23 protein-coding genes are annotated in these 24,001 nt (G+C 64.4%); 11 read left to right on the top strand and 12 right to left on the bottom strand.

The window, feature by feature from the left end; translation table 11 throughout:
- Positions 1 to 55: 55 nt before the first annotated feature.
- Genes CH276_RS25320 through CH276_RS25300 form a run of 5 tightly spaced genes read right to left on the bottom strand, consistent with a single transcriptional unit; the run spans position 56 to position 6,390 of the window.
- Positions 56 to 1,288 carry an NADP-dependent isocitrate dehydrogenase gene (locus CH276_RS25320; protein WP_094629369.1) on the bottom strand — a complete coding sequence of 411 codons (1,233 nt, stop codon included), beginning with the start codon at positions 1,286 to 1,288 and terminating at the stop codon, positions 56 to 58.
- 41 nt (positions 1,289 to 1,329) lie between these two features.
- A complete protein-coding gene (locus CH276_RS25315) occupies positions 1,330 to 2,451 on the bottom strand; it encodes an ABC transporter substrate-binding protein (protein ID WP_094629368.1) in 1,122 nt (373 codons plus the stop codon).
- Positions 2,452 to 4,215 carry an ABC transporter permease gene (locus tag CH276_RS25310; protein ID WP_094629367.1) on the bottom strand — a complete coding sequence of 588 codons (1,764 nt, stop codon included), beginning with the start codon at positions 4,213 to 4,215 and terminating at the stop codon, positions 2,452 to 2,454. It abuts the gene before it with no gap.
- Complete coding sequence (locus CH276_RS25305; protein WP_094629366.1) at positions 4,212 to 5,327, bottom strand: ABC transporter ATP-binding protein; 1,116 nt, start codon at positions 5,325 to 5,327, stop codon at positions 4,212 to 4,214. The genes CH276_RS25310 and CH276_RS25305 overlap by 4 nt, the downstream gene beginning before the upstream one ends.
- Positions 5,328 to 5,355: 28 nt before the next feature.
- The gene (locus CH276_RS25300) at positions 5,356 to 6,390 is read right to left on the bottom strand and encodes an Ldh family oxidoreductase (RefSeq protein ID WP_094629365.1); all 1,035 of its coding nucleotides are present in this window, start codon (positions 6,388 to 6,390) and stop codon (positions 5,356 to 5,358) included.
- A gap of 173 nt (positions 6,391 to 6,563) precedes the next feature.
- Between CH276_RS25300 and CH276_RS25295 the strand changes: the two genes are divergently transcribed.
- Positions 6,564 to 7,481 (top strand): LysR family transcriptional regulator, encoded by a 918-nt coding sequence (locus CH276_RS25295; RefSeq protein ID WP_094689137.1) that lies wholly within the window; start codon positions 6,564 to 6,566, stop codon positions 7,479 to 7,481.
- Between the two features lie 49 nt (positions 7,482 to 7,530).
- On the opposite strand, the gene CH276_RS25290 is transcribed toward CH276_RS25295, so the two are convergent.
- Positions 7,531 to 8,646, bottom strand: coding sequence for a Glu/Leu/Phe/Val family dehydrogenase (locus CH276_RS25290; protein WP_094629363.1), 1,116 nt, complete (start codon positions 8,644 to 8,646; stop codon positions 7,531 to 7,533).
- A 168-nt stretch (positions 8,647 to 8,814) separates the two neighbouring features.
- Entirely contained in the window at positions 8,815 to 9,294 is a 480-nt protein-coding gene (locus CH276_RS25285; protein ID WP_094629362.1) for an Lrp/AsnC family transcriptional regulator, read from the bottom strand.
- A gap of 134 nt (positions 9,295 to 9,428) precedes the next feature.
- Here CH276_RS25285 and pdhA point away from each other — a divergent pair, with 134 nt between their 5' ends.
- The 4 genes from pdhA to CH276_RS25265 are packed head-to-tail and all read left to right on the top strand — an operon-like array spanning position 9,429 to position 15,030.
- Positions 9,429 to 10,511 (top strand): pyruvate dehydrogenase (acetyl-transferring) E1 component subunit alpha, encoded by a 1,083-nt coding sequence (gene pdhA, locus CH276_RS25280; protein ID WP_094629361.1) that lies wholly within the window; start codon positions 9,429 to 9,431, stop codon positions 10,509 to 10,511.
- Positions 10,508 to 11,503 (top strand): alpha-ketoacid dehydrogenase subunit beta, encoded by a 996-nt coding sequence (locus tag CH276_RS25275; RefSeq protein WP_032397600.1) that lies wholly within the window; start codon positions 10,508 to 10,510, stop codon positions 11,501 to 11,503. The genes pdhA and CH276_RS25275 overlap by 4 nt, the downstream gene beginning before the upstream one ends.
- Positions 11,504 to 11,551: 48 nt before the next feature.
- The gene (locus tag CH276_RS25270; protein ID WP_094629360.1) at positions 11,552 to 12,844 is read left to right on the top strand and encodes a dihydrolipoamide acetyltransferase family protein; all 1,293 of its coding nucleotides are present in this window, start codon (positions 11,552 to 11,554) and stop codon (positions 12,842 to 12,844) included.
- A 38-nt stretch (positions 12,845 to 12,882) separates the two neighbouring features.
- A complete protein-coding gene (locus tag CH276_RS25265; protein ID WP_094629359.1) occupies positions 12,883 to 15,030 on the top strand; it encodes a thiamine pyrophosphate-dependent enzyme in 2,148 nt (715 codons plus the stop codon).
- Between the two features lies 1 nt (position 15,031).
- On the opposite strand, the gene CH276_RS25260 is transcribed toward CH276_RS25265, so the two are convergent.
- The gene (locus tag CH276_RS25260) at positions 15,032 to 16,501 is read right to left on the bottom strand and encodes an MDR family MFS transporter (RefSeq protein ID WP_094629358.1); all 1,470 of its coding nucleotides are present in this window, start codon (positions 16,499 to 16,501) and stop codon (positions 15,032 to 15,034) included.
- Positions 16,502 to 16,648: 147 nt separating this feature from the next.
- Here CH276_RS25260 and CH276_RS25255 point away from each other — a divergent pair, with 147 nt between their 5' ends.
- On the top strand, positions 16,649 to 17,266 hold the full coding sequence (locus tag CH276_RS25255; protein ID WP_032397596.1) for a TetR/AcrR family transcriptional regulator: 618 nt from the start codon (positions 16,649 to 16,651) through the stop codon (positions 17,264 to 17,266).
- 68 nt (positions 17,267 to 17,334) lie between these two features.
- Here the strand turns inward: CH276_RS25255 and CH276_RS25250 are convergent, their stop codons facing one another.
- Both CH276_RS25250 and CH276_RS25245 read right to left on the bottom strand, forming a co-directional pair.
- Positions 17,335 to 18,480: an NAD(P)/FAD-dependent oxidoreductase gene (locus CH276_RS25250; RefSeq protein ID WP_094629357.1), complete on the bottom strand. Its 1,146-nt coding sequence runs from the start codon at positions 18,478 to 18,480 to the stop codon at positions 17,335 to 17,337.
- On the bottom strand, positions 18,477 to 18,968 hold the full coding sequence (locus CH276_RS25245) for an Lrp/AsnC family transcriptional regulator (RefSeq protein ID WP_094629356.1): 492 nt from the start codon (positions 18,966 to 18,968) through the stop codon (positions 18,477 to 18,479). The genes CH276_RS25250 and CH276_RS25245 overlap by 4 nt, the downstream gene beginning before the upstream one ends.
- Positions 18,969 to 19,140: 172 nt before the next feature.
- Here CH276_RS25245 and CH276_RS25240 point away from each other — a divergent pair, with 172 nt between their 5' ends.
- From CH276_RS25240 to CH276_RS25230, 3 genes are read left to right on the top strand one after another with little or no spacing between them, the layout of a single operon-like run.
- Positions 19,141 to 19,713 carry an antibiotic biosynthesis monooxygenase gene (locus CH276_RS25240; protein ID WP_094629355.1) on the top strand — a complete coding sequence of 191 codons (573 nt, stop codon included), beginning with the start codon at positions 19,141 to 19,143 and terminating at the stop codon, positions 19,711 to 19,713.
- A gap of 25 nt (positions 19,714 to 19,738) precedes the next feature.
- Complete coding sequence (locus tag CH276_RS25235) at positions 19,739 to 20,509, top strand: tyrosine-protein phosphatase (RefSeq protein WP_094629354.1); 771 nt, start codon at positions 19,739 to 19,741, stop codon at positions 20,507 to 20,509.
- Positions 20,510 to 20,525: 16 nt separating this feature from the next.
- Positions 20,526 to 21,050 (top strand): peroxiredoxin, encoded by a 525-nt coding sequence (locus CH276_RS25230; protein WP_032397591.1) that lies wholly within the window; start codon positions 20,526 to 20,528, stop codon positions 21,048 to 21,050.
- Between the two features lie 13 nt (positions 21,051 to 21,063).
- Here the strand turns inward: CH276_RS25230 and CH276_RS29125 are convergent, their stop codons facing one another.
- Entirely contained in the window at positions 21,064 to 21,186 is a 123-nt protein-coding gene (locus CH276_RS29125) for a hypothetical protein (RefSeq protein WP_254923930.1), read from the bottom strand.
- 82 nt (positions 21,187 to 21,268) lie between these two features.
- Between CH276_RS29125 and CH276_RS25225 the strand changes: the two genes are divergently transcribed.
- Positions 21,269 to 22,396 carry a class I SAM-dependent methyltransferase gene (locus tag CH276_RS25225; RefSeq protein ID WP_094629353.1) on the top strand — a complete coding sequence of 376 codons (1,128 nt, stop codon included), beginning with the start codon at positions 21,269 to 21,271 and terminating at the stop codon, positions 22,394 to 22,396.
- A 4-nt stretch (positions 22,397 to 22,400) separates the two neighbouring features.
- Here the strand turns inward: CH276_RS25225 and CH276_RS25220 are convergent, their stop codons facing one another.
- Positions 22,401 to 22,826: a hypothetical protein gene (locus tag CH276_RS25220; RefSeq protein ID WP_032397589.1), complete on the bottom strand. Its 426-nt coding sequence runs from the start codon at positions 22,824 to 22,826 to the stop codon at positions 22,401 to 22,403.
- Positions 22,827 to 23,023: 197 nt separating this feature from the next.
- Here CH276_RS25220 and CH276_RS25215 point away from each other — a divergent pair, with 197 nt between their 5' ends.
- Positions 23,024 to 23,872, top strand: a complete 849-nt coding sequence (locus CH276_RS25215; protein WP_032397588.1) for a Bax inhibitor-1/YccA family protein — start codon at positions 23,024 to 23,026, stop codon at positions 23,870 to 23,872.
- Positions 23,873 to 24,001: the final 129 nt, after the last annotated feature.

Raw genomic sequence — 24,001 nt, 5'->3', positions numbered from 1 at the left:
TGGGTGCAGGATGCCCCTCGATCCACGACCGGGAGTGGAGCGTCGTGTGCCGAGATCATCGCCGCATTTCTCGGTCCAATTCGTAGCGGACCGCGTCGAGGAACTGCTCGGTGGTCAGGTAGTGCTGGTCTTCACCGATCAGTGTTGCGAGGTCCTTCGTCATTCGACCGTCTTCGACGGTCCTCACGACGACGTGTTCGAGTGTGCGGGCGAACCGGCCCACGTCGGGCGTTCCATCCAACTTGCTGCGGTGTTCGAGGCCGCGAGTCCAGGCGAAGATCGACGCGATCGGGTTGGTCGACGTGGGTTCACCGGCCTCGTACCTACGGAAGTGGCGTCGCACGGTTCCGTGGGCAGCTTCGGTCAGGCATGTTCTGCCGTCCGGTGTGAGCAGGATGGACGTCATCAAGCCAGGTGAACCGAATCCCTGTGCGACCGAGTCCGATTGCACGTCTCCGTCGTAGTTCTTGCAGGCCCACACGTACCCGCCTTTCCACTTCATGGCCGACGCGACCATGTCGTCGATGAGGCGGTGTTCGTACGTCAGTCCGGCTGCCTCGAACTCGGTCTGGAACTCGGTCCGATAGATGTGCTCGAAGACGTCCTTGAATCGGCCGTCGTACGCCTTCAGGATGGTGTTCTTCGTCGACAGGTAGACCGGATAGTTCTGCTGCAAACCGTAGTTCAACGAGGCCCGCGCGAAATCGATGATGGACTGGGTGAAGTTGTACTGACCCTGCACCACTCCGCCCAGGCTTTCGTCGGTGAACCTCACCAACTCGTGCTGTATCGGTTCGCCTCCGTCGTCGGGGGTGTAGGTGATGGTGACGGTACCCGGCCCGGGCACGGTGAAATCGGTGGCGCGGTATTGGTCGCCGAAGGCGTGACGCCCGATTACGATGGGTTCGGTCCACCCGGGCACGAGTCGGGGAACATTCGAGATGATGATGGGGGCTCGAAAAATAGTCCCTCCGAGTACATTCCGAATGGTGCCGTTGGGCGAGCGCCACATCTGTCGCAGAGCGTACTCCTCCACTCTGCCGGCGTCGGGTGTGATGGTGGCGCACTTCACGCCGACACCGTGGTTCTCGACAGCTCGTGCAGCGTCGACGGTGATCTGATCGTCGGTGGAGTCGCGGGACCGTATTCCCAGGTCGTAGTACTCGAGGTTCACGTCGAGATACGGAAGGATCAGATGATCCCTGGTGTAGTGCCAGATGACTCGGGTCATCTCGTCGCCGTCCAGTTCGACGACGGTGCCCTCGACTCGGGTTTTCGGCTTCGGCATGAGAGGTAGGTCCCTTCAGTGGACTCTGCACTGCGGCAGGGTCATTCGTTGTATCGGAAGATCGAGTTCCACGCAGTCTGATCCTCGGCGGAGTGGGTGGTCGATTCCTCCGGGGTGATCCGGTGCACCTTGGGATCGGTGAAGTCGGGGAGCTGAACACCGAGAATGTTCGGCGGATCGACGTCGGTCCGTACCGAGTATTCGCCGAGGTCGGTGAACACCCGCTGGCCGCGGGTGGAGAGGTTCCAGTTCATGAATACCTGTGCGGCAGCAAGATTGCGTGCGGTGTCGGCAACTCCCGTGTAGTAGTCGTACGAGGTGACTCCCTCGTCCGGTACGACGAAATCGACAGGAGCGTTCTCGTTGTTCGCGATGTTCACGCTGCTCACGACGACGGTGCCCGCGTTGATCTCGCCGCGGGCCAAGGCATCGAGCTGGGCACCGATCGAGTCGAACACTCGCGCCTCCGAGGAGTATCTGCGGAGGTAGTCGTCGCCGAGAACATCGCGCTGAAATCGAGTCAGAGCGAGCGCGCTTCCGCCCGAACCGGCCTGCGCGATACCGAGTTTGTCGTCCCAACGATCCTCGAGAAGAGAATTCCACGACGTGGGGGCGTCGGCGTCGTCGACGACAGCGCGGTTGTAGCCGAAGGTGTAGATCGGGTTGAACGTGCGGAAATATCGGTTGTCGTCGAACGAGACGTCATCCTGCAGATTGTCCGCAGTACCGGGCAAGTAGGGCTGGAACAGTCCGCGCTCGGCCAGACCCCGAACGAATCCGGGGTCGGAAATCCGGATGACGTCTGCATCGAGGCGACCGGTACTGTATTCGGCCGTGAGGCGTTCGTAGAGCCGATTGGAGGTCAAGCGAACGAGTTTCACCTCGATACCGGTGTCGGCCTCGAACTGTTCGAGCACCTCGGATTCGGTGTCCTGGGTGTATCCGCTGTACAGCGTTATCGTGCCCTCGGATTCTGCGCGCGACCACAGATCCGGGTCTGCGATCTGCTCGCCGTCGATCACCAGAGCCCCACCTGGTTCGGTGATGGACGCGGCCGACCGTGCCAGCGATGGGGCCTGCGGTGGTGGACTGCATGCGGTCACCGCGGCGACCGCGATCGCGCACACTGCGGCCCCGAACCGCCGGATCGTCGATGTGGTCATCTACTTGGACTCCTTTGCGCCGAATCGGCGGGACAGTGCAGCAAGAACGCCGATCACGACGCAGTAGAGCAACCCGAGTTCGGCTGCCGATCGGATGGATCCGTTGTCGTAGGCGTCGAAGATCGCTATGGACAGCAGTCTGGTGTCAGAGGTGAAAAGGAACAGGGCCGCAGTCAATTCGCGCATCGACAACATGAGCAGCAGCAGAAAGGTCGAGGACAGCCCGATTCGGAGCAGGGGCACTGTCACGAATCGGATGGCCTTTGCTCGGCTCGCGCCGAGCATCACTGCGCTGTCCTCGAGGTCCTGGTCGAGCTGAACGATGGAGGAGGACACTCCGCGGTATCCCTGCGGCAGGAAGACTGCGATGAATGCGACGACGAGGACGGCGAGAGTTCCGTAGATCGGCACCGGCAACGCCAGCCAGGTCCAGAGCAAACCCAGCCCGAGCACGATGGCGGGAACTGCCAACGGCAGCATTGCCAGGTACTCCAGCACCGATCGTCCGGGCGACCTGGTCCGGTACCGGGTGTACGCCAACGCAAAACAGAAAGTCGTGCCTATGGCCGCGGTCGACACACCGACGATGACACTGTTGAGCACAACGTTGTGGAAGTCCGGGTCCTGAACTGTTTGCCCCAGGCTCCACAGGGACAATGCGCCTGCGTCGAACAACTCCCCGAATCGGGCCAGGTACGGGCTGGTCTGGAGCGACGCCACCACGAGGGCTCCCATCGGGAGTGCCACGGCGAGAACGAAGTACAGCCATGCGAGAGCGGCGGCCGGCCAACGCCAGCCCCGAAGTGGCACCTGTCGTGCGCGCACTCCCTTGCCGCTGACGGTGGTGTATTCCTTGCTGCCGGTCACTCTGTTCTGCAAGGCCACGACGATCACGAGCAGAACGGTGAGGACGACGGCGATGGCTGCCGCGTCGTTACTGCGGGCAGGCGCAGCGTTCATGAGTCGATAGATGAGGGTGGGCAGGGTGTCCACGCCGCCGGGTACACCGATGACCTGTGCGACGGCGAAGTTCTCGACGGTCAGGGCGAACACGAGTATGCCGGATCCGATCGTGGCAGGAAGCACGAGCGGAAAGGTGATCTTGCGGAGCATCTGGGTGAGCCCTGCCCCGTGCAGGCTGGCTGCATCTTCCAGATCCGGATTCATCAACGACAACGCCGAGTGAATCATCAGGAACGGATACGGAGCGTAATACAGGCCGAGAACGAAGATCATTCCGGCGAAACTGTAGATGTCGACGAATCCGGGGAGTCCGAGGGCAGTCAGGGCGAGATTGAGGTAACCGGTTGCGGGGCCGGCGAGCAGAGCCCACGCCAGCGCACCGACGAGCGACGGCAGGAACAGTGGGGCAATTCCGATGCCGTAGATCAATTTTCGACCCGGGATGTTGGTTCTTGCGGCCAGGAACGCCAATGTCGCACCGATGAGGAGGGCGAGAATCGACGATCCGATTCCGACGATCGCGGAGCTCCACATCGCCTCTCGAGCCGACTGGCGTCCCAGTAGAGCGAAGTTGTCGAAAGTGAAGTGACCGAAGTCGAAGACGTTGCTGCGGTCGGGATTGTCGGTGAAGGCACCCATGACGATGAAGAACATCGGGCACAGGACGATGAGCGCGAGAAGCGCGAGTTGGACGAGTGTCGGAAGGCTCCGCCGCAGCCGACGGTTGCGGGTGCGCGACACCGAGACGCTCGGCGTCGGTGCCGGTGCGTGCCGCGGACGGTCGGTGGTGGGGGCGCTCACGAGTGAGCCCCGACGAGTTGCGTGCGGTCGTCGACCAGCAGCTGTGCGGCTCCGGGTGTGATGTCGACGGCGACCCGTTCTCCCACGTGCAGCGCCCGTTTCGCGGCCCCGGTGGCGAGGGCCTCGATGTTCGGCCCGCCGTCGAGAGTGATGCGGTAACGAATGGACGCCCCCTGGTAGCTCGCGACGTCGACACGCCCTGCCCAACCCACTCCCGTAGCCGGCTCGTCGTGTACGGGCGTGACGGTCATGTCCTCGGGACGCAGGCACACGAGCAGTCGGTCGGCATTGTCGGGCACGGTGGCATCGATTCGGACCGTGAAGTCGTGGTCGGTGAGCGTGACTGCTCCGGACATGCCAGGAGTGGGTGAGCACGCGAACAGGTTGCCCACGCCGAGGAACTCTGCGATCGACCCACTGGCGGGCGCGGTGTAGATCTGATCGGGTGCGCCGCTCTGGACGATTCGGCCGTTCTGCATCAGCGCGATGCGGTCGGCCAAGGCGAATGCTTCCACCTGATCGTGCGTGACGTAGATCGTGGTCAGGCCGAGTCGCAGTTGTAGTTCACGTAGTTCCATTCGCAGGCGTTCGCGCAGACGCGCATCGAGATTGGACAACGGCTCGTCGAGCAACAGGACGTTGGGGCGCATGACCAGGCTCCGTGCGAGGGCTACCCGCTGCATCTGGCCACCGCTCAACAAGCTGGCTCCGCGCTCGGCCAACTCACGCAGCCCGACCAGATCGAGTGTCTCGTACACGCGGGAGACGAGTTCGTCCTTACCGACTTTCTGCATCTGCAGCGAGAATGCGACATTCTCGAACACGGTGCGATGAGGCCATACCGCGTACGACTGAAACACCATTCCGACGTTGCGCTTGTTGGGCGGTACGGTTCGGCCACTGGATGAATCGTGCATCACGTTGTCGCCTATGGTGATTCGTCCTTCGTTCGGACTTTCGAGACCTGCGACGCAACGCATGGTGCTGGTCTTGCCGCAGCCGGATTGACCGAGTAACACGAGCGATTCTCCGTCGGCAATCTCGAGATCGAGGTCGCGGACGACGGTGTTCTTTCCGTAGGCGAGGGTCAAATTCTCTATCGATACCTTCATGGGAATTCCTTCGACTTGTCGGTTCTTCTCAGACCCGAGACTCGACGAGCTGATGCAACGCTCGAATATCACTGTCGTCGAGCGTGATCCCGTCTCGGATCTGCTCGTGGTAACGCGCCATCTCGTATTCGCCCGGTAGTCGAACGGGATCGGCGGGATCTGTTGCCGGAACCGAATGCAACCGATCCCCGAAGTCCTGGACGCGCTCGTGCAGATCGGGCCCGGAGAGCAGCAGCTCGGTGTCGACGAGGACGAAGAAGTGCCCCAGGTTCTGGGCCCGCTCGGGTGAGACGCTCCATGAGCTGACCTTGTCCAGATATGCCGCACCGGAAAGTAATCCGGCGAACAGGTCGACCATGACCGCCAGCCCGTATCCCTTGTGGCCCGCGATGGGCTGCAGGAACCCCGAGAGCGCAGCGCTCGGATCGGTCGTGGGGTGGCCTGCGCTGTCGGTGGCCCACGTGGTGGGAATGGTGCGGCCATCGGTTTGCGCGGCCCGAATCTTCGCTCGTGCTGCGACGCTCAACGCGATGTCGAGAAGAATGGGGTCGCCACCCGGATTGGGGACACCCCATCCCATCGGGTTGTTGCCCACCCGGGTGGCCTTCCCTCCGGACGGTGCGATGGTGGTCGTCGCATTACTGGCGATGATCGCCGCGAATCCCTCCGAAGCAGCCTTGAAAAGGTACGGCATGACCGGCCCGAAATGGTTGCTGTGCCGTGCGAACGCCGCTCCCACACCGCATGTTCGGGCACCGTCCATGGCTGCGGTGAGTGCAGCACTACCGACCAGAGGTCCCACTGCGTTGGCACCGTCGATCAGCGCGAGAGCGGGGGCAGGTCTGGTGGTGGTGACGTCGGCGCGCGGATCCATGCCCCCGATCGCGGCGCGGTCGAGGTACTGGGGGACCCGTTGGATTCCGTGTGTGTGGATGCCGAACAGGTCGGCCAACACGAGGACTTCTGCGATGGTCCGAGCTGACGCCTCGGACATGCCGCACGTGATCAGTGCTCGCGATGCGAGATCTTCGAGTTGGGCGGCGGAAACCGTAACTGTCGACATGGTGCCATGGCTTTCTGTGCAGTCGGGGAGTGTCGAGGAACGTTCGCGGAACAGGTCCGGTGAACGGTGGCCTATGGCCTGGATCACTCTCGAAAGCCACTATGGCAGCGCCGATAGATAAGTAGTAGTCAAGGTTTCTTGAGTCCGACATAAGTGATGCTAAAGTTGGGTAGATGAGGGCCGATTTGACCCGGCTGCAGATCTTGTCGGCTGTCGGACGACACGGATCTATGGCCGCGGCAGCCGACGAGCTGAGATACACCTCGTCGGCCATCTCGCAGCAAATCAGCAAGTTGGAGTCCGAACTCGCCGTCGAGCTCGTCAAGCGACATGCACGCGGTGTGCGCTTGACCGAGGCCGGGCGAGCGGTTGTCGTGAGGGCACGCGCCATCGACGAGCAACTCGACGGGATGAAAGACGATCTCCGTGAGCTCGCCGAAGGGTTCACCGGGACAGTTCGCTTCGGAGTATTTCCCACGTTTGCCGCGTCGTTGTTGCCCGACGTCGTCATCGGACTACGTGAGGCGCACCCGGGAATTCGTCTGTCGATACATTCGAGCCAAATCGCACCTTTGCGGGAGTTGCTCGAGACGCGGCAGCTCGATCTGGCGCTGACGTGGGACTATCCGTGGAATCGAACCGTCGACGAAGGTCTGACCGTTCGCGAAATTCTCAGCGACTCAACGGTATTGATTGTTCGGCGTGATCACGAACTGGCGCACGCGGATACGGTCGAGCTCTCGGATCTGAGCAACGACGACTGGATCGTGCGAGCTGGAGGTCACCCCACCACAGAGCATCTCTGGCGCTGTGCCGACACCGCCGGCTTCACGCCGACGGTGGCGGTCGAAGCGAGCGACTATCAGGAAACGCAGGCCATGGTCGCCGCGGGTCTCGGTGTCACGCTGTGCCCCCAACTCGCCACCAGCTACGTCCGCGGCGAGGTCGTCGTCAAGCGGCTCGCCGCGTCCGTACCGGCACGGCGGATCTGTACGGCTCGTCCGTCGGACGTCAAACCGTCCGTTGCCAGTCTCCGCCTGGAAGGGCTGCTTCATCGGGTCGTGAAGGGATACAACCTTTCTCAGGGGTAGTCCTCCGACAGGCCGTCGTCGGTGCGGGATGCCGGAGGGATACCACCTCTCAGCCCTGGGCGGCCGCGATTCGATCCTCGGCCAGACGATCGGCCGCTGCCCCGAGCAGGATGCCCTCGGCGCGGGCGATGGCGAAGATGCCCGTGACGGTGTCGCGGATCTTGCCGATCGTGGCCATCACCTGAGCCGAATCCTTGCCGCGCAGTTCGCCTTCCACCTGGATCAGGCCGCCGGCGTTGGCGACGTAGTCGGGTACCCACACGATTCCGCGGGCAGCCAGCATCGCTTCGACGTCGGGTGTGAGCAGTTGATTGTTGGCCGCGCCGCAGACGATGGACGCCGACAACCGGGCCACCGAGGACGCGTCGAGAGTGGCACCCATGGCGCACGGCGCATAGACGTCGATGTCGGCACCGATGATGTCGGATCCCACGGTGACACCGGGGAAGTCGGCGACGATGCGATCGAGGGCAGGCGGATAGGAGTCGCTGACGACCACCTCGGCACCGGCTTTGCGAAGCAGTGAGACGAGGTTGTAGCCCACCTTGCCCGCGCCCTCGACGCCGACACGCTTGCCGGTCAGATCGTCCGAGCCCCATGTGGATTCGGCTGCGGCCAGGAGTGAGAGAAAGACTCCGAGCGCAGTCTGGGGGCCGCTGTCGCCGGTGCCGCCGGCGGTGGTGTTCTTGCCGACGACGTGCGCCGTCTCCTCGGCGATGATGTCGAGATCGTCGCTGTTGGTGCCCACATCGCCCGCGGTGACGTACGTTCCGCCGAGCGACTCGACGAATCGGCCGTACGCGCCCAGTAGCGTCGGGGTCTTGATGGCGTTGGGGTTACCGATGATCACTGCCTTTCCGCCGCCGAGATCGACTCCCGCGACGGCCGCCTTGTACGTCATTCCGCGGGAGAGGCGCAGCACGTCGGTCAACGCTTCCTGCTCGGAAACGTAGGGGTAGAAGCGAGTTCCGCCGAGAGCCGGACCGAGGACCGTGGAGTGGACCGCGATGATCGCGCGCAGACCGGTGTCGGGGTCCTGGCAGAACACGACGCGTTCGTGCGTGCAGTCGCGCGGCATGTCGGGACGATCGAAGACGCCGGTCGCGGCGGAGAAGGAATCGGACGAGGTGCTCGATGCGGCGGGGCGGTCGGCAACGACGGACACAGGCGGTCTCTTTCGGGTGATGAGGCGGCGGTACCGGAAATGGGTGGTATCCGGAATTCGTGTCCCCGAAGAGTGTCGTGAACGTGCACGCTGGTCAACCGCTGTAACCGAGAATGTGCATGTTGCACGGTGCATCTCGGATCGACCGAGCCGGGATGGTCGGGCTGCTCAGCGTCGGCCCTCCTCGGCGAGTTGCTCGAGCAACGGCTTGGTGCGGTACTGGATCAATTCGCTCATCGCAATGGACATGTTGGTGCGCTCCACCCCGGGGATGTCCAGAATGAGACCTGCGATGCGGTACAGGTCGTCGGCATCGACGGCCGCGATGCGGATGTGCATGTCCGCGGCCCCGGACAGTCCGAACACTTCGAGCACTTCCGGGATGGTGCGAAGGTGTTGGGTCACTGCGGCGAGCGTGTGTTGGTTGACCTGCGCGGTCACGAACGCCTGCAACGGGCGTCCCAACGACTTCGGTGGGATGCGGTGATCGATGGGCGTGAGCGATCCCTTGTCGTCCCAACGGCCGAGGCGCGCCTGCACGGTGTTGCGGGACAGCCCCAACGTGGTGGCGAGTTCGACGCCGGTGGCGCGCGGTTTGGCGCAGAGGGCGAGGAGGAGTCGGGCGTCGGTCTTGTCCAGATCGGTCATTGCGCACTTCCTGTCGCTCGGTCGTTACCCAATATTGTGCACACTGCGCAGTTGTGAAGTCATCACTTGTGCAGGGTGGATGTCGGTGGTGTTCTTGTGAAGGACATCACATCACGACGGAGAGTGCGACGATCATGACTACCACCTCGCTGGTACAGCTGATAAAGGAATCTGGGACGGTGGTCCGCAACGAGACCTACTCGCCGCTGGTCGCCGACATCGACACGGCCGCGATGATGGACTTGTACCGAGATCTCGTGGTCGTTCGCCGCATCGACACCGAGGCGACCGCACTGCAGCGACAGGGCGAACTGGGGTTGTGGGCACCGCTGCTCGGTCAGGAAGCGGCGCAGGTCGGTTCGGCCCGCGCTCTCGACACCGAGGACTTCGTGTTCGCCAGCTACCGCGAGCACGGGGTCGCCTATTGCCGGGACGTCGACCCGACGCAGATGCTGCGCTTCTGGCGCGGATCGACCCTCTCCGGTTGGGACCCGTACGAATACCGCATGACGACGCCGGCCATCATCGTCGGATCTCAGGGCCTGCACGCCACCGGGTACGCCATCGGCATGCAACTCGAGGGGGCCGAGGGCGCAGCCATCACCTACTTCGGCGACGGCGCGACCAGCCAGGGCGATATTTCCGAGGCACTCGGCTTCGCCGCGAGTTTCCACGCACCGGTGGTGTTCTTCTGCCAGAACAACCAGTGGGCCATCTCCGAACCGGTCACGGTGCAGACAAAGGCCACGATCGCCGCTCGCGGTGAGGGATACGGCATCCCGTCGGTGCGCGTCGACGGCAACGACGTTCTCGCCGTCCTGGCCGTCACCAGGGCAGCGCTCGCCCGCGCCCGCGAAGGTAGCGGCCCGACGCTCATCGAGGCCGTCACCTACCGCATGGGCCCGCACACCACCTCCGACGATCCGACGCGATACCGCTCGGGTGCCACCGACGACGAATGGCGCGCCAAGGATCCGATCGATCGAATCGAGAAGTTGCTCAGGCGAATCGGCGTGTTCGACGACGCATTCGCCGCCTCGGTGAAGCGCACCGCCGACGAGGTCGCAGCCGAGCTTCGCCGCGGCTGCCTCGAAACCGTCGAGCCGACCGCGATGTCGGTCTTCGACAACGTCTACGCCGATCCCCACCCCCTACTCGACGACGAGCGCGCCCAATTCGCCTCGTACCAGGCCGGATTCGAAGGAGCTACGTCATGACCACCCTGGAACGGCCCACCAGTCTCCCGTTGGGCAAGGCCATCAATGCAGGTCTGCGACGAGCGATGGAGAACGACCCGAAGGTCCTGCTGATGGGCGAGGACATCGGCAAGCTCGGCGGTGTCTTCCGCATCACCGACGGCCTGCAGAAGGACTTCGGTCCCGGTCGAGTACTCGACATGCCGCTGGCGGAATCGGGAATCATCGGCACCGCCGTCGGCCTCGCGATGCGAGGTTTCCGGCCGGTGTGCGAGATTCAGTTCGACGGTTTCATCTATCCGGCGTTCGACCAGATCGTCTCGCAGGTGGCGAAGTTGCACTACCGCACCAGTGGCAACGTCAAGATTCCGATGACCATCCGGGTGCCCTACGGCGGCGGTATCGGTGCCGTGGAGCATCATTCGGAGTCTCCCGAAGGATACTTCGCGCAGACCGCGGGTCTTCGCGTGGTCACCTGCAGCAACGCCGCCGACGGCTACTCGATGATTCAGCAGGCCATCGCAAGCGACGATCCGGTGTTGTTCTTCGAGCCGAAGCGTCGGTACTGGGAGAAGAGCCCCATCGACCTCGATGCCGACGCGTCGTACCCGCTGCATCGGGCACGGGTGGTCACCGAAGGCACCGACGTCACCCTGATCGCGTACGGACCACTCGTCGCCACCGCACGCAAGGCCGCCGAAGTCGCTGCCCACGAGGGAGTGTCGATCGAGGTCATCGATCTCCGCTCGCTCTCGCCCATCGACTTCGAGACCATCGAGGCCTCGGTACGCAAGACCGGGCGTCTCGTCGTCACCCATGAGGCACCGGTGTTCATGGGACTCGGTTCGGAGATCGCAGCTCGAATTTCCGAACGGTGCTTCTACAACCTCGAGGCGCCGGTGTTGCGCGTCGGTGGCTTCGGCACTCCGTACCCGGCATCGAAACTGGAGAGATTCTTCCTTCCCGATGTCGACCGGATTCTCGACGCAGTCGACCGCTGCCGCTCGCACTGACCTCGCGCTCACCGACCGCCGCCGATACGTACCGAACAGGATTCGACGATGCCCACCATCAAGAGCTTTCCGTTGCCCGACCTCGGGGAAGGACTCACCGAAGCCGATCTGCTGACCTGGCTCGTCGCCGTCGGTGACACCATCGAGCTGAATCAGAACATCGCCGAGGTCGAAACGGCCAAGGCCGCCGTCGAACTTCCCTCACCGTTCGCCGGGGTCGTTGCGGCCCTTCACGTGTCGGAGGGTGACACCGTCGAGGTCGGCGTACCGATCATCGACATCAGGGTCGGTGGCGACGACGAGGGCGGTGCCGAGCCGGAGCCTGCCGTTCCCGATGTGGACATGACGGTTCCCGCCGAAGACGGGGACGAGCGTGTTCCGGTTCTCGTCGGCTACGGCGTGGCGAAGGAAGGCTCCAGTCGACGCGGTGGCCGAGGTGCAGCACCGGCCACCCCGACACCGACCGGACAGAACGGGAAACCGCTGGCTGCGCCACCGGTGCGAAAGATGGCCAAGGACAACGCCGTCGACCTCGCCGAGGTGCCGGCCACCGGAGACCGCGGCGACGTCACCCGTGAGGACATCGACACCTACCTCGCGGGTGACAACCCGGTTGAGGAGCGGACAGCGGGACGGGCCGGTCGCGAGGAGCGCACACCGATCAAGGGAGTGCGCAAGCACACGGCGGAGGCGATGGTGCGCAGCGCGTTCACCGCTCCGCACGTCACCGAGTTCGTCACCGTCGACGTCACCGAAACTCTCACTCTGCTGGACTCCCTCCGTGCGTCCGCTCTCTTCGCCGACGTTCGTCTGACCCCGCTGGCTCTGGTCGCCAAGGCGGTTCTCGTTGCGCTCAAATCGAATCCGTCGCTCAACTCGTCCTGGGACGAGACGAGTCAGGAGATCGTCACCAAGCATTACGTCAATCTCGGTATCGCCGCCGCGACTCCGCGCGGGCTGATGGTGCCGAACATCAAGGACGCTCACGAGAAGTCTCTGGTGGACATCGCCCGCGCGCTGTCGGATCTGACGCGGACGGCCAAGGAAGGCAAGAGCAGTCCGGCCGATCTCGCCGACGGCACGATCACCATCACCAACGTCGGGGTGTTCGGAGTCGACGCCGGTACGCCGATCCTCAACCCCGGCGAGGCTGCCATCCTCTGTTTCGGCTCGATTCGCCGCATGCCGTGGGAGTACGAGGGCGAGATCGCACTACGGTCGGTGACGACACTGTCGCTCTCGTTCGACCATCGCCTCGTCGACGGGCAGCAAGGATCGCAGTTTCTCGCGCTCGTCGGCCGGTTGCTGAGCAGCCCGGTGGATATGATCGCGCTGGGCTGAATTTCCCGGCTCGTACCGTGTGAAGAAAAGGGGCTTGCGTGGCGGAAGCGATCGACGCGCATTTCCTGGACCGGATTCGGGTCGCGGCGACGAGCGGGCCGGAGCTCGCCGATCCGGATCGTGTGCTGAGGTACTTCGATGCGCAGCTGGCCAGTCGGCACCTGGACTTCGCAGCCCGCTGGTTGCAATCGACGGGCTTCGGCTACTACACCATCGGATCGTCCGGGCACGAGTCGAATGCAGCGGTCGGTGCCGCGACGACGGTCACCGACCCGGCTCTGCTGCACTACCGCTCCGGCGGCTTCCATGCCGCACGCGCACAACAGCATTCGGGGTCGAAACCGATCCACGACGTGCTGGCCGGCTTGGTCGCCTCCACCCGCGACCCCATCTCCGGCGGGCGGCACAAGGTGTTCGGGCACCCCGATCTGGGCATCGTACCGCAGACGTCCACGATCGGGTCGCAGGTCCCGCGCGCGGTCGGTCTGGCATTCGCGCTGGGGCGAGCGAAGGCGCTGCGCCACCGAACGCCATGGCCCGAGGACGCCATCGTGGTGTGCAGCTTCGGCGATGCCTCCGCCAATCATTCGACGACGGTGGGTGCGCTCAATTCGGCTGCGTACTGTGCCCACCAGTCGATTCCGATGCCGATCCTCCTCGTCTGCGAGGACAACGGCATCGGAATCAGTACCCGGTCACCGCGGGGCTGGATCGGGCGGTCGCTCAGCCGATTTCCGTCGATCGAGTACGTGCGAGCAGACGGGACCGACCCGGTCGCGCTGATGCGAACCGTGGACGCCGCTGTCGCCGCGGTGCGGTCGGGGCGTCGGCCGGTGATGGTGCATCTCGAGACGGTGCGGTTGATGGGCCACGCCGGATCCGACGCCGAGCTTGCGTACCGCACCAATGCGGACATCGTCGGCGACTATGCACGAGATCCGTTGCTCGCCTGCGCACGTGCGCTGATCGGGGCCGGTGTGCTCTCGGCAGCCGACGTCGAGGGCCGCTACGAGGCAATGCGCGAGACCGTGATGAGCGAGGCCGAGGCGATGGTCGAGTCGCTGCGGTCCGGGGCGTCGTCGCGCCTGGCCACCGCCGAGGCGGTGATGGCTCCGCTCACCGAACGGAGACCGATCGCGGTGGCCGCAACCGAGCAGAGCCTGCGACCGGCACCGGGCGGGCCGCGGCTGACGCTCGCCGCCATGATCAACAGGACGCTCACCGACATCATGGCGGCGCGGCCGGAGGTCCTGGTGTTCGGGGAGGACGTGGCCGTCAAAGGCGGCGTCTACGGCGTCACGAAGGGCTTGCGTAAAAAGTTCGGCGCAGCACGAGTTTTCGACACGCTTCTCGACGAGCAAACTGTGCTCGGCACCGCCCTCGGTGCTGCGCTCGCAGGATTCGTCCCGATACCCGAGATTCAGTATCTGGCGTACCTGCACAATGCCGAGGATCAGCTGCGCGGTGAGGCGGCGTCGCTCGAGTTCTTCTCCGATTCGCAGTTCAGCAACGGGATGGTCGTGCGCATCGCCGGTCTGGCGTATCAGCGCGGTTTCGGCGGGCACTTTCACAACGACAACGCGGTTGCGGTTCTGCGTGATGTTCCGGGCATCGTCGTGGCGGTTCCGAGTTCCGCGGCCGAGGCCGCCGCGCTGCTGCGGACGTGTGTCGCGCTGGCCGTGGAGGAGGGACGGGTCTGCGTCTTTCTGGAGCCGATAGCGCTGTACCACCGCGTCGATCTGGACGACGGCGACGGAGAGTTGCGGTGCGCCGACGACGCGTCCGCCGAGTTCGCCACCACCGCAATCCATTCGGACGGTGACGATCTGGCCATCGTCACCTTCGGTAACGGGGTGGTGATGAGCAGGCGTGCGGCATCGAGGTTGCGTGAGCGCGGGATCGGCGCGACGATCGTCGATCTGCGCTGGATCGTTCCGCTGCCGGTCGACGACCTTCTGCGCCGGCTCGACGGCTTCGATCGCGTGTTGATCGCCGACGAGACCCGGCACGACGGGGGAGTGGGAGAAGGCGTCGTGACGGCGCTCGTCGAGGGTGGCTACGCGGGTACGGTCCGCCGAGTGGCGAGCAAGAATTCGTTCGTACCGCTGGGCGCCGCAGCCGATCTCGTCCTCCTGTCGGAAGACGAGATCGTCTCTGCGGCGTTGGAGATGGTCGAATCGGATTGACTCAGTGCACCGGCTGTACGGGAGCGACCTCGTCGACATCCTTGCGTGCCGGAGCGCGGATGAAGAACGACGCCGCCACCGCCATTAGAGATACCGCGCCGCCGTAGAGGAACGCGGCATGGATGCCGGCCTCCGAACCGCCGAGCTGGGTTGCGCCGTCGGAGATTCGGGCCGCCGCGGTGTTCGACATCACGGTGACGAAGAGCGCGGTTCCGGCAGCACCTGCCAACTGCTGCACCGTGTTGAAGATTGCGCTTCCGTGCGAGTACAGCGGGGTGGGCAGCGAACCAAGTGCCGATGTCATCAGTGGCGTCATGATGAAGGCGAGTCCCGCCGAGAGAAGCATGTGGATGCCGATCACCACAGGCAGGGCGGTCTGCGCGTCGAGCACGGTCATCGACCACAGGGCGGCGCTCATCACGATGGCTCCAGGAATCACCAACGGGCGCGGCCCGACTCGGTCGAAGATGCGGCCGACGAACGGAGCGAGCAGGCCCATCAGCAATCCGCCGGGGAGCAGCATCAGGCCGGTGTCGAGTGTGTCGAGGCCGCGGACGTTCTGCAGGTACATCGGCAGCAGGATCAGCGCACCGAACAGGGCCATCATCGAGATCGCGATCATGCCGAGGCCGATGCTGAACGTGGTGGTGCGGAACGGTCGCATGTCCAACAGTGCGCCGCCACGGTCCTGGCGCGAGATCTGACGCAGCACGAACACCAGCAGTGCGATCACACCGACCGCCAGTGGTAGCCATACCGGTACCACCGATTCTTCGGCCGAATGTCCCAGGCTGCTCAGGCCGTAAACGATGCCGCCGAACGCCAACGCGGACAACACCACCGATGGGGGATCGAACGAAGGCCGACCGGTTTGCGTCACGTTCTTCACCAGCGTGGTACCGATCGCGAATGCGATCAGTGCGATGGGGAGAACGAGCCAGAACATCCAACGCCAGTTCAGCGAATCGAGGATGACTCCCGAGATCGTCGGGCCGACGGCCGGAGCGACGGCGATGACGATCGAGATGATTCCCATCATCGCGCCGCGCTTGTGCGCAGGGACGACGGTGAGCACCGTCGTCATGAGCAACGGCAACATGATCGCCGTGCCGCTGGCCTGGGTGATGCGTCCGAGCAGGAGCAGCTCGAAGCCCGGGGCGGATGCCGCGAGCAGCGTGCCGACGGTGAACAGCGTCATCGCTGCCACGAAGACCTGACGCAACGTGAATCTCTGGAACAGATACCCCGTGATGGGAATGACCACGGCCATGGTCAGCAGGAATCCGGTGGTGAGCCACTGCGCCGTCGTTGCCGTGATGCTCAGGTCGACCATCAGGGTAGGGAGCGCCACGCTCATGATCGTCTCGTTGAGGATCATGACGAACGCTGCGATGACGAGGATGCCGATCAGCAACTTGCTTCCCGGCGCGAGCTGCGCGTCGGGTGCGTGGGCGGTCTCAGGTGTGGTCATGTGTCGGGAACTTTCGCGTATGGGTTCAAGTGTGGAGAAAAGGTCGTGCTGCGACAGCCTGACTCATTGTGACAGTGACTGTCAACTTGAACATTGCTGGTAAGTTGACGGCGAGAATACGAAGAAGTAGGCGATGGGTGGAGGATAATGAGCGAGCACGTGCCGGACCTGCGAGAGCGACGTCGCCGGGAAACCCAGCTCGAGATCACCCGTGCCGCGCTCGAACTGTTCGAGACGCAGGGTTGCGCAGCAACGACGGTCGACCAAATCGCACGTCGGGCCGGAGTATCGCCCAGCACGTTCTTTCGTAGCTTCGCATCCAAGGAAGAGTCGGTTCTCGGGCTCGCCCCGGAGTTCGAGCTCGACATCGACGCCTGGCTGGCATCGACGGCCCCCGCGAACATCACCCTTGCAGCTATCGAAGCACTGTACGAGCGATCCGTCGAACGATTATCCGCGGCACCGCACGAAGCGCGAGATCGACTACTGCGTACCCGACGGCTGATCGGGCGCGACGATCACCTGCGGTCCGCCGCCTTCGCGACCGACGCCATGACGCTGTGTCGCGTCACCGACTCGGTGGCCGCCAAGCTCGATGGCCACGAATCACGTTCGTACGCACGATTGCTGATCGAGGGTGCCGGGATGGCCATGCGAATCGCCTTCGACGACTGGGCCGAGCGCATCGATGCCGGGCAGGACGCCGACCTGGTGGATATCTACCGAACCACGCTGCGCGATCTACGACGCGTAGTCGCCGGCTGACGGTAGACGTCGTGAGTGGAACTTCGTAGCAGGGGTCGAGTTTTCGTGCACGTGGCGCGAAGCGCCTCTCACCCGAAGCGCTGCGGAGCCAAGTCTTCCGCCCGCAGTCCGCGCGCAGTCACGTCGATCGGAAGCGGTTCTCCGCGAACGATTGCCGCGCCGACTCGTGCCAGTGCCGCACAGGTCTGGATTCCGTACCCACCCTGACCGGCGCACCAGAAGAAGCCTTCGATGCTCGGGTCGAAGCCCACGACCGGGGTGCGATCGGGAACGAAACTGCGCAGACCCGCCCAGGACGAGCGCAGATGCCGGCCCGTCAGTGTGGTGGCCTCGGCGATGTCGTCGAACGCCCGCGCGATCTCCAACTCGTCGGGGCGCGCGTCACTCGGCTCGGTGGGTGTCTCGTCTGCAGGGGAGCACAAGAGTTGTGTGCCTTCGGGTTTGATGTAGAACTTCTCGTCCATATCGCTCAACGTCGCCAGATTCGCGGTGTCGAGATCGTCGGGCGCGGCGATCATGAACACCGACCGACGCATCGGGACGAGTCCGATAGGATCGGCACCCGCCATGCCGCCCACGACGTCCGCCCACGCGCCTGCTGCGTCGACGACGAGGGGAGCAGTGTGGACCGACCCGTCCGTGGTGTGCACGTGCCACAGTCCGTCGACGCGTCCGAGCTGCGTCACGCCTGTCCCGGTGTGGACCTGTCCACCTCGATCGCGCAACCCCCGTACGAAACCCTGGTGCAGCGCGTGGACGTCGACCTCCATCGAATGTGGTTCGTAGAGTGCACAATCGATCAGGTCGGGGCGCAGCGGCGGGAAGAGTGTGCGCGCGTCGGTCGGGGTGACCAATCGGGCGTCGGGTGTCAGTCGGCTGACGTCCGCATACATTGCCTCGAGCGCGTCGCCTCGCCCGATGGCCGCGAACTGCAACAGCGGACGCGGGGCCAGCAGCTCGGTTCGGAAGTGCTCCGGCGGGTCGACCAGAAAGGCCCGGCTGGCCGTCGTCAGGGCCCGAATGGTGCTGTTGCCGTAGGTTTCCAGGAACAGGGCGGCCGAACGTCCGGTGGTGTGGAAGGCCAGGGTCGATTCGCGCTCGAGCAGTGTGACGCGTCGGTCGCTCGCGAGTTCGTAGCCGAGCGAGACACCCCCGATTCCGCCGCCGATCACGATGACGTCGGTGGAGTTCCGTTGCCGCTCGGACGTGGTCATGGATTGCTCCCGTTCGTTGTCTCTGCGGTCCACTGCGCGCCGGGTCCGATCGCCTCGTCGAAGATCAGCCAGGTTCGCGTCGACAGTATCCCGTCGAGTCCCTGCAGTTTGTCGAGCACCAGGTGTCGTAGCGCCGAGGTGTCCGGAGCTCGCACCAGAACGAGGGCGTCGAAGTCGCCGCCCATGAGGCTGACGTGTTCGACGAAGGGGAAGGTGCTCAGATCGTCGGCGACGGCGCGCCAGGAATCCTGCCGAATGGACAATGCCACATACGCCGACGCGCCGAACCCCGCTTTCTCGTAGGCGATGCGTGCGGTGAATCCCTCGATGACCCCTTCGTCGACGAGACGGTCGACGCGCACGTAGGCGTGTGCTCGCGAGATGTGGGTGGCCTCGGCCAGGGCGCGCATGGACATTCGGCCGTCACGGCTGAGCTCGGTGACGATACGTCGGTCCACATCGTCGAGCTCGTATTCCTTCTGTGCCATCCGTCCACTCCAGCCGGTTCGTCAGGGGTCTGTGTGGACGAATTGTCACATTCTTTCCGGCATTGAGCCATCGATCTCTGATTCGGCTCCCGATTTGAATGTCGGTCCATATGGCCGCACTCTGTGTAGAACACATCGATCCGCGACGAAACACGCGCAGGAGGGGTACCGCATGACCACGACCGACACGCTCGATCACGTCACGACCTCGGTCGCGCGACGCGTTCGTCGGGGATACGAAGCCGACTTCGTGGAGTGGACCGATCGCGGGATGGACATCGTCCGAACCTTTCCCGGATTTCTCGGTGGCGGTTGGCTGCGCAGTTCCGGCGATTCCACCGACTACCACGTGGTGTATCGCTTCGAGACACACGCCGAACTCGACGCCTGGCTGCACTCGGATGCCAGGCGCACCTGGCTCGGCACCGGCCGTCCCATCGCCGACGACGTTGCGACACATCGACTCTCCGGTGTGGAGGGATGGTTCGAGCCGCAGTCCAACCTCACCGACGCCGTCCGGGTGATCGGTGGTCCGCCGCCGCGGTGGAAGCAGGCGGTCTCGATCGGGGTTGCCTTCTACGCCGTCAGTCTGCTCGTCAACATCGTTGTGACGCCACACCTGACCGACCTGAACGTGGCCCTGCGTACCGCGCTGGTAGTGCTGATGTGCACGCCGCTGATGGTGTACGTGGTGATGCCGTTCGTCACTGCCCGGCTGCGTCGCTGGCTGGTACCGCGCTCGTAGCCTCGCTTTCGATAGGGTCGAACCCATGCCCGACGCCCCGGTACACGATCAATTCGCCCTCGACGGGGCCTGGAACTTCCGTGATCTCGGCGGTGCGCGCACCACGGACGGGGCGACGGTTCGGCCTGGATTGTTCTATCGCGCTTCCGAATTGAGCGCGCTGTCCGAGAGCGGTCAGCGTTCTGTCGGTGACCTCGGGATCCGCACGGTGTTCGATTTTCGTAGCGGTTCGGAGATCGATCGCAGTGGCGCGGACCTAGTTCCGCCGGGCGTCGAATCGATCTCGGTTCCCTTCGAGATCGTTCGAGGAGTGCGCGCCCCCCACGAAGCTCCCATGCAGGACGAGCAGAGCCAAGTCGAGTACATGATGCGGGCGTACGCGTCCTTCTCGGCTCTCGACGGCGCATCGCACGCGATCAAGCGGGTGGTCGACGCGATCGTCGAGGGGCGCGGTGGCGTCCTGGTGCACTGCGCAGCGGGCAAGGATCGGGCCGGGTGGACCGTCGCGACGGTGTTGCGGGCGGCCGGTGTCAGCGAGGACGACATCGTCGCGGACTACCTACGCAGCAACGACGGGATCGAGCCCCTACTCGCTCACGTGCGCCGAACCTGGGTGGGGGCGGCCGACACGGAGGTCCGACCCACCGAGGCGATACTGGGTGTTCGCGCGTCCTACCTGGAGCACGGGCTGGACGTCATGAAGTCGACGCACGGATCGTTCGACGGGTATCTGACGCACCTGGGTATCGATCGGGACCTCCGGCATCGCCTGACCGCCGCCCTCGTGAACGCCTGAGCGGTAGCCTCGCCCCATGCGTATCGGACATACCGCCCCGGATTTCGAGCTACCGGACCATTCCGGGGAACTGCGTGCGCTGACCGACCTGACTGCGTCGGGCCCGGTCGTTCTGTTCTTCTACCCGGCGGCCAACAGCCCCATCTGCACGGCCGAAGCGTGTCATTTCAGGGACTTGGGTACGGAGTTCGAGAGATTCGGCGCGCAACGTGTCGGCATCAGTACCGACACCCGAGATCGCAACCAGCATTTCGCGCTGCAGAGGTCGTTCGACTATCCGTTGCTGTCCGACTCCGACGGTGCGGTGGCCGAGCAGTTCGGAGTGCGACGAGGCGGGTGGTTCACCCGGCGGCGTCGGCTTCGTGAGCTCGAACGCGGGCGGGCGCATGCAGCCAACCGTGGGTATCTGCGGCAGCTACTGTCCGTGAAGCGGACGACATTCGTGATCGATCGGAACCGAGTGGTGCGGATGGTGGTGCAGAGCGAACGCGGTCACGTACATGCGACCAAGGCGTTGGAGTACCTGCGCTACCTGTCGTGAAGGGCTGTTCTCGTTATTCGTTCGCGCCGCTGAACAGGGCGGTGTAGACGGCAGGCTTCGATGTTTCGGCGTGCGCATCGGTCGATGCGTCGTCGGGATGGCTGAAGAGCGCCTCGTTCTTGTCCTTGTGTTCCATTCCCCGAGCATGCCCCTGATTCGCGGCAATAGCCACTCGCCGCGCGGGCTGTCCGGGCTCGGCCGGGTGGGATACTGCTCGAGTGCCCGATGAATCCCTGTTCGACGCCCTTCGTCGCGAGCCCGACGCCGAGGCACCCAACCTTCACGCCGTCGACGCCGCGGACCGCCTCGTCCTCGATACCGTCGACGAACTGACCGGAATCGACAGGACCAGGCCGATCGCGGTGATCGGCGACCGGTACGGAGCCCTGACCCTCGGGGCCGCCTCTGTCGGGTTCTCCGCGATACGCGTGCATCAGGACGCCGTCACCGGAGTGCGCGCGCTCGAGCTGAACGCCGCGCGGGTCTCGATGGCCGGGACTTACACCCAGCACGCGCTCGGTGCCGAACTTCTCGACGGCGTCGGCGTGGTGCTGATGCAGTTGCCGCGAGGTCTGGCCGAACTCACCGAGATCGCCGAGCACATCGCCGCACACGCATCGTCGGACGTCGTCGTCCTCGCGGGGGGACGAGACAAGCACATGACCCCGGCGATGAACGACGTCCTGCGGAAGTCGTTCGAGACGGTGACGGCCGGCCGCGGACGACAGAAGGCCCGAGTGCTCACCGCACGTGGGGCGGTGGCGTCGGGAATGACGTATCCGGTGAGCAAGAGGATTGCCGACCTGGACTTGACGGTGGTGGCGCACGGGGCAGTGTTCGCAGGTGCGGGCCTCGACATCGGGACCAGGTATCTGCTCGAGTTCGTTCCGAAGATGCTCCCGCGAGCTCGGGTTGCCGTCGACTTGGGCTGTGGCACAGGAATTCTCGCCACCGAGCTGGCGCGCACCAGGCCCGACCTCGAGGTGATCGCCACCGACCGCTCGTCCGCAGCGATTGCATCGGCGGCGGCCACGGCCGAGGCCAACGGGACGCGTGTGTCGGTGCTCGCCGACGATGCGATGTCCACGGTGGAATCGGAGTCGGTCGATCTGGTGGTGTGCAACCCGCCGTTCCACGAGGGTGCTGCGGTGCACACGGGCGGCGCGAGCAAGTTGTTCGCGGCGGCGGGCCGCGTGCTGAGGCCGGGAGGACAACTGTGGACGGTGTTCAACACCCATCTGAACTATCGGCGCGAACTGGCCGACGCCGTCGGCCCCACCGACCTGATGGGGCGCAACGGCAAGTTCACCGTTGCTCGCTCGGTGCGTTCGAGCGAGCAACGGTAGACGGTCAGGTGACCGGGCCGCCGTCTTCGGGAGCTCCGTCGATCTGTCCCCGGTTGCGTCCGAGGTCCTCGACGAGAGTGCCTTCGACTATTTCGGCCTGACGCTGGCCTTCTGCGTAATCGACGTCCGGATCCTCGTCGGATTCCTCGATGACGTGGTCGACCAGTTCCTCGGTCAACTCGTCGTCGGGGGTCTCGGTGATCGGGCGGTCGAGATCGTCTTCGACGGCGATGTCGGGTTCTTCCTCGCTGAGCTTGAGGTCCAGACTCTCGCCCTCGGCTGCTTCGCGAGCAGTGGTGCCGAAGCTGTTGGCCTCGCTCCAGTGATCGGGGGGATCGACCACGGTGTCACCGTCGTCGTTGCGCACCTCGTCGGAGTCGACGCTCTCGCTGGGGTCCAAGGTCTGGTCGGGTCCGTCTTCGATTGCCATTTCCTCATAGTGCCCGTTTCGATTCGGTGTCACACACGCCGTCGTCTCCGCGTGTCGAGCCCCCACCCGGTAGAGTCCGATTTGTCCGTCGTAGAAGTTCTCCTCCTGGGAACTTTTGTCCGGATGTCAGACGTTCTACTGATGACCGACGGGGAGATCCCCGGTGGGGATCAGAACTTACGAAGGGAAGAGACACGGTGCGCACCTCCAGCAACCCGGTGTTCCGCAACCTGCCCAAGCAGCAGGGCGGCGGCTACGCCACATTCGGATCTGCGACGGCTGGAGCCTCGCAGGCCGCCACCTTCGGCCAGCATCCCGGAACGCAGGCCGACCCGTACACAACCCAGCCCGCACAGCGGGCAATGACCATCGACGACGTGGTCACCAAGACCGGCATCACCCTCGGTGTGCTGAGCGTCACGGCGATCATCTCGTACCTGCTGGTCTCCAACAACACCGCGTTGGCCGCTCCGTTCGTCATCGGCGGTGGCTTGATCGGCTTCGGCCTGGTCATGTTCGCGACCTTCGGTCGCAAGATGGACAACAAGGCCATCGTCCTCGCCTACGCCGCAGCGGAAGGCGTGTTCCTCGGCGCACTGTCGCTGATGTTCACCGGTGTCGCGTTCGGTGGGGTCGGCGGATCGGCCCTCATCGGTCAGGCCGTCCTCGGCACGTTCGGCGTGTTCTTCGGCATGCTGATCGTCTACAAGACCGGCGCGATCCGCGTGACCCCGCGCCTGACCCGCATGGTCGTCGGTGCCCTCATCGGTGTCGTCGTCCTCATGCTCGGAAACCTCGTCGCCAGCTTCTTCATGGAGGACGGTTTCGGTCTTCGTTCCGGCGGACCGCTGGCCATCATCTTCAGCCTCGTCTGCATCGGCATCGCCGCGTTCAGCTTCCTGCTCGACTTCGACCAGGCCGATCAGCTGATCCGCGCACAGGCACCGGAGAAGGCAGCCTGGGGCGTCGCCCTCGGTCTGACCATCACGTTGGTCTGGCTGTACGTCGAGATCCTGCGACTGCTGAGCTACTTCCAGAACGACTAGTACTCACGAGAAAAGCCCCGCCACTCCTTCGGCGGGTTCTAACGATCCCCGCAACACCCTCGATTTGAGGGAGTTGCGGGGATCGTGGCATGTGCTGGGTTGAAGGTGCGGTTTTTCGAGGCGTTGGAC

This window comes from Rhodococcus sp. 06-470-2 (assembly GCF_002258235.1).
Taxonomy (GTDB): Bacteria; Actinomycetota; Actinomycetes; order Mycobacteriales; family Mycobacteriaceae; genus Rhodococcoides.
The sequence above is the reverse complement of the archived record's forward strand: the minus strand, read 5'-3'. Positions and strand labels throughout refer to the sequence as shown.

Excerpts from the sequence above, each read along its gene's own strand:
- CH276_RS25295 (WP_094689137.1), top strand. The coding sequence starts at position 6,564 with ATGAGGGCCGATTTGACCCGGCTGCAGATCTTGTCGGCTGTCGGACGA.
- CH276_RS25250 (WP_094629357.1), bottom strand. The coding sequence starts at position 18,480 with ATGACCACGTCCGAGCGGCAACGGAACTCCACCGACGTCATCGTGATC.
- CH276_RS25235 (WP_094629354.1), top strand. The coding sequence starts at position 19,739 with ATGCCCGACGCCCCGGTACACGATCAATTCGCCCTCGACGGGGCCTGG.
- CH276_RS25285 (WP_094629362.1), bottom strand. The coding sequence starts at position 9,294 with ATGACCGATCTGGACAAGACCGACGCCCGACTCCTCCTCGCCCTCTGC.
- CH276_RS25315 (WP_094629368.1), bottom strand. The coding sequence starts at position 2,451 with ATGACCACATCGACGATCCGGCGGTTCGGGGCCGCAGTGTGCGCGATC.
- CH276_RS25245 (WP_094629356.1), bottom strand. The coding sequence starts at position 18,968 with ATGGCACAGAAGGAATACGAGCTCGACGATGTGGACCGACGTATCGTC.
- CH276_RS25255 (WP_032397596.1), top strand. The coding sequence starts at position 16,649 with ATGAGCGAGCACGTGCCGGACCTGCGAGAGCGACGTCGCCGGGAAACC.
- CH276_RS25300 (WP_094629365.1), bottom strand. The coding sequence starts at position 6,390 with ATGTCGACAGTTACGGTTTCCGCCGCCCAACTCGAAGATCTCGCATCG.
- CH276_RS25320 (WP_094629369.1), bottom strand. The coding sequence starts at position 1,288 with ATGCCGAAGCCGAAAACCCGAGTCGAGGGCACCGTCGTCGAACTGGAC.
- CH276_RS25220 (WP_032397589.1), bottom strand. The coding sequence starts at position 22,826 with ATGGCAATCGAAGACGGACCCGACCAGACCTTGGACCCCAGCGAGAGC.
- CH276_RS25275 (WP_032397600.1), top strand. The coding sequence starts at position 10,508 with ATGACCACCCTGGAACGGCCCACCAGTCTCCCGTTGGGCAAGGCCATC.
- CH276_RS29125 (WP_254923930.1), bottom strand. The coding sequence starts at position 21,186 with ATGGAACACAAGGACAAGAACGAGGCGCTCTTCAGCCATCCCGACGAC.
- pdhA (WP_094629361.1), top strand. The coding sequence starts at position 9,429 with ATGACTACCACCTCGCTGGTACAGCTGATAAAGGAATCTGGGACGGTG.
- CH276_RS25230 (WP_032397591.1), top strand. The coding sequence starts at position 20,526 with ATGCGTATCGGACATACCGCCCCGGATTTCGAGCTACCGGACCATTCC.
- CH276_RS25305 (WP_094629366.1), bottom strand. The coding sequence starts at position 5,327 with ATGAAGGTATCGATAGAGAATTTGACCCTCGCCTACGGAAAGAACACC.
- CH276_RS25260 (WP_094629358.1), bottom strand. The coding sequence starts at position 16,501 with ATGACCACACCTGAGACCGCCCACGCACCCGACGCGCAGCTCGCGCCG.
- CH276_RS25240 (WP_094629355.1), top strand. The coding sequence starts at position 19,141 with ATGACCACGACCGACACGCTCGATCACGTCACGACCTCGGTCGCGCGA.
- CH276_RS25270 (WP_094629360.1), top strand. The coding sequence starts at position 11,552 with ATGCCCACCATCAAGAGCTTTCCGTTGCCCGACCTCGGGGAAGGACTC.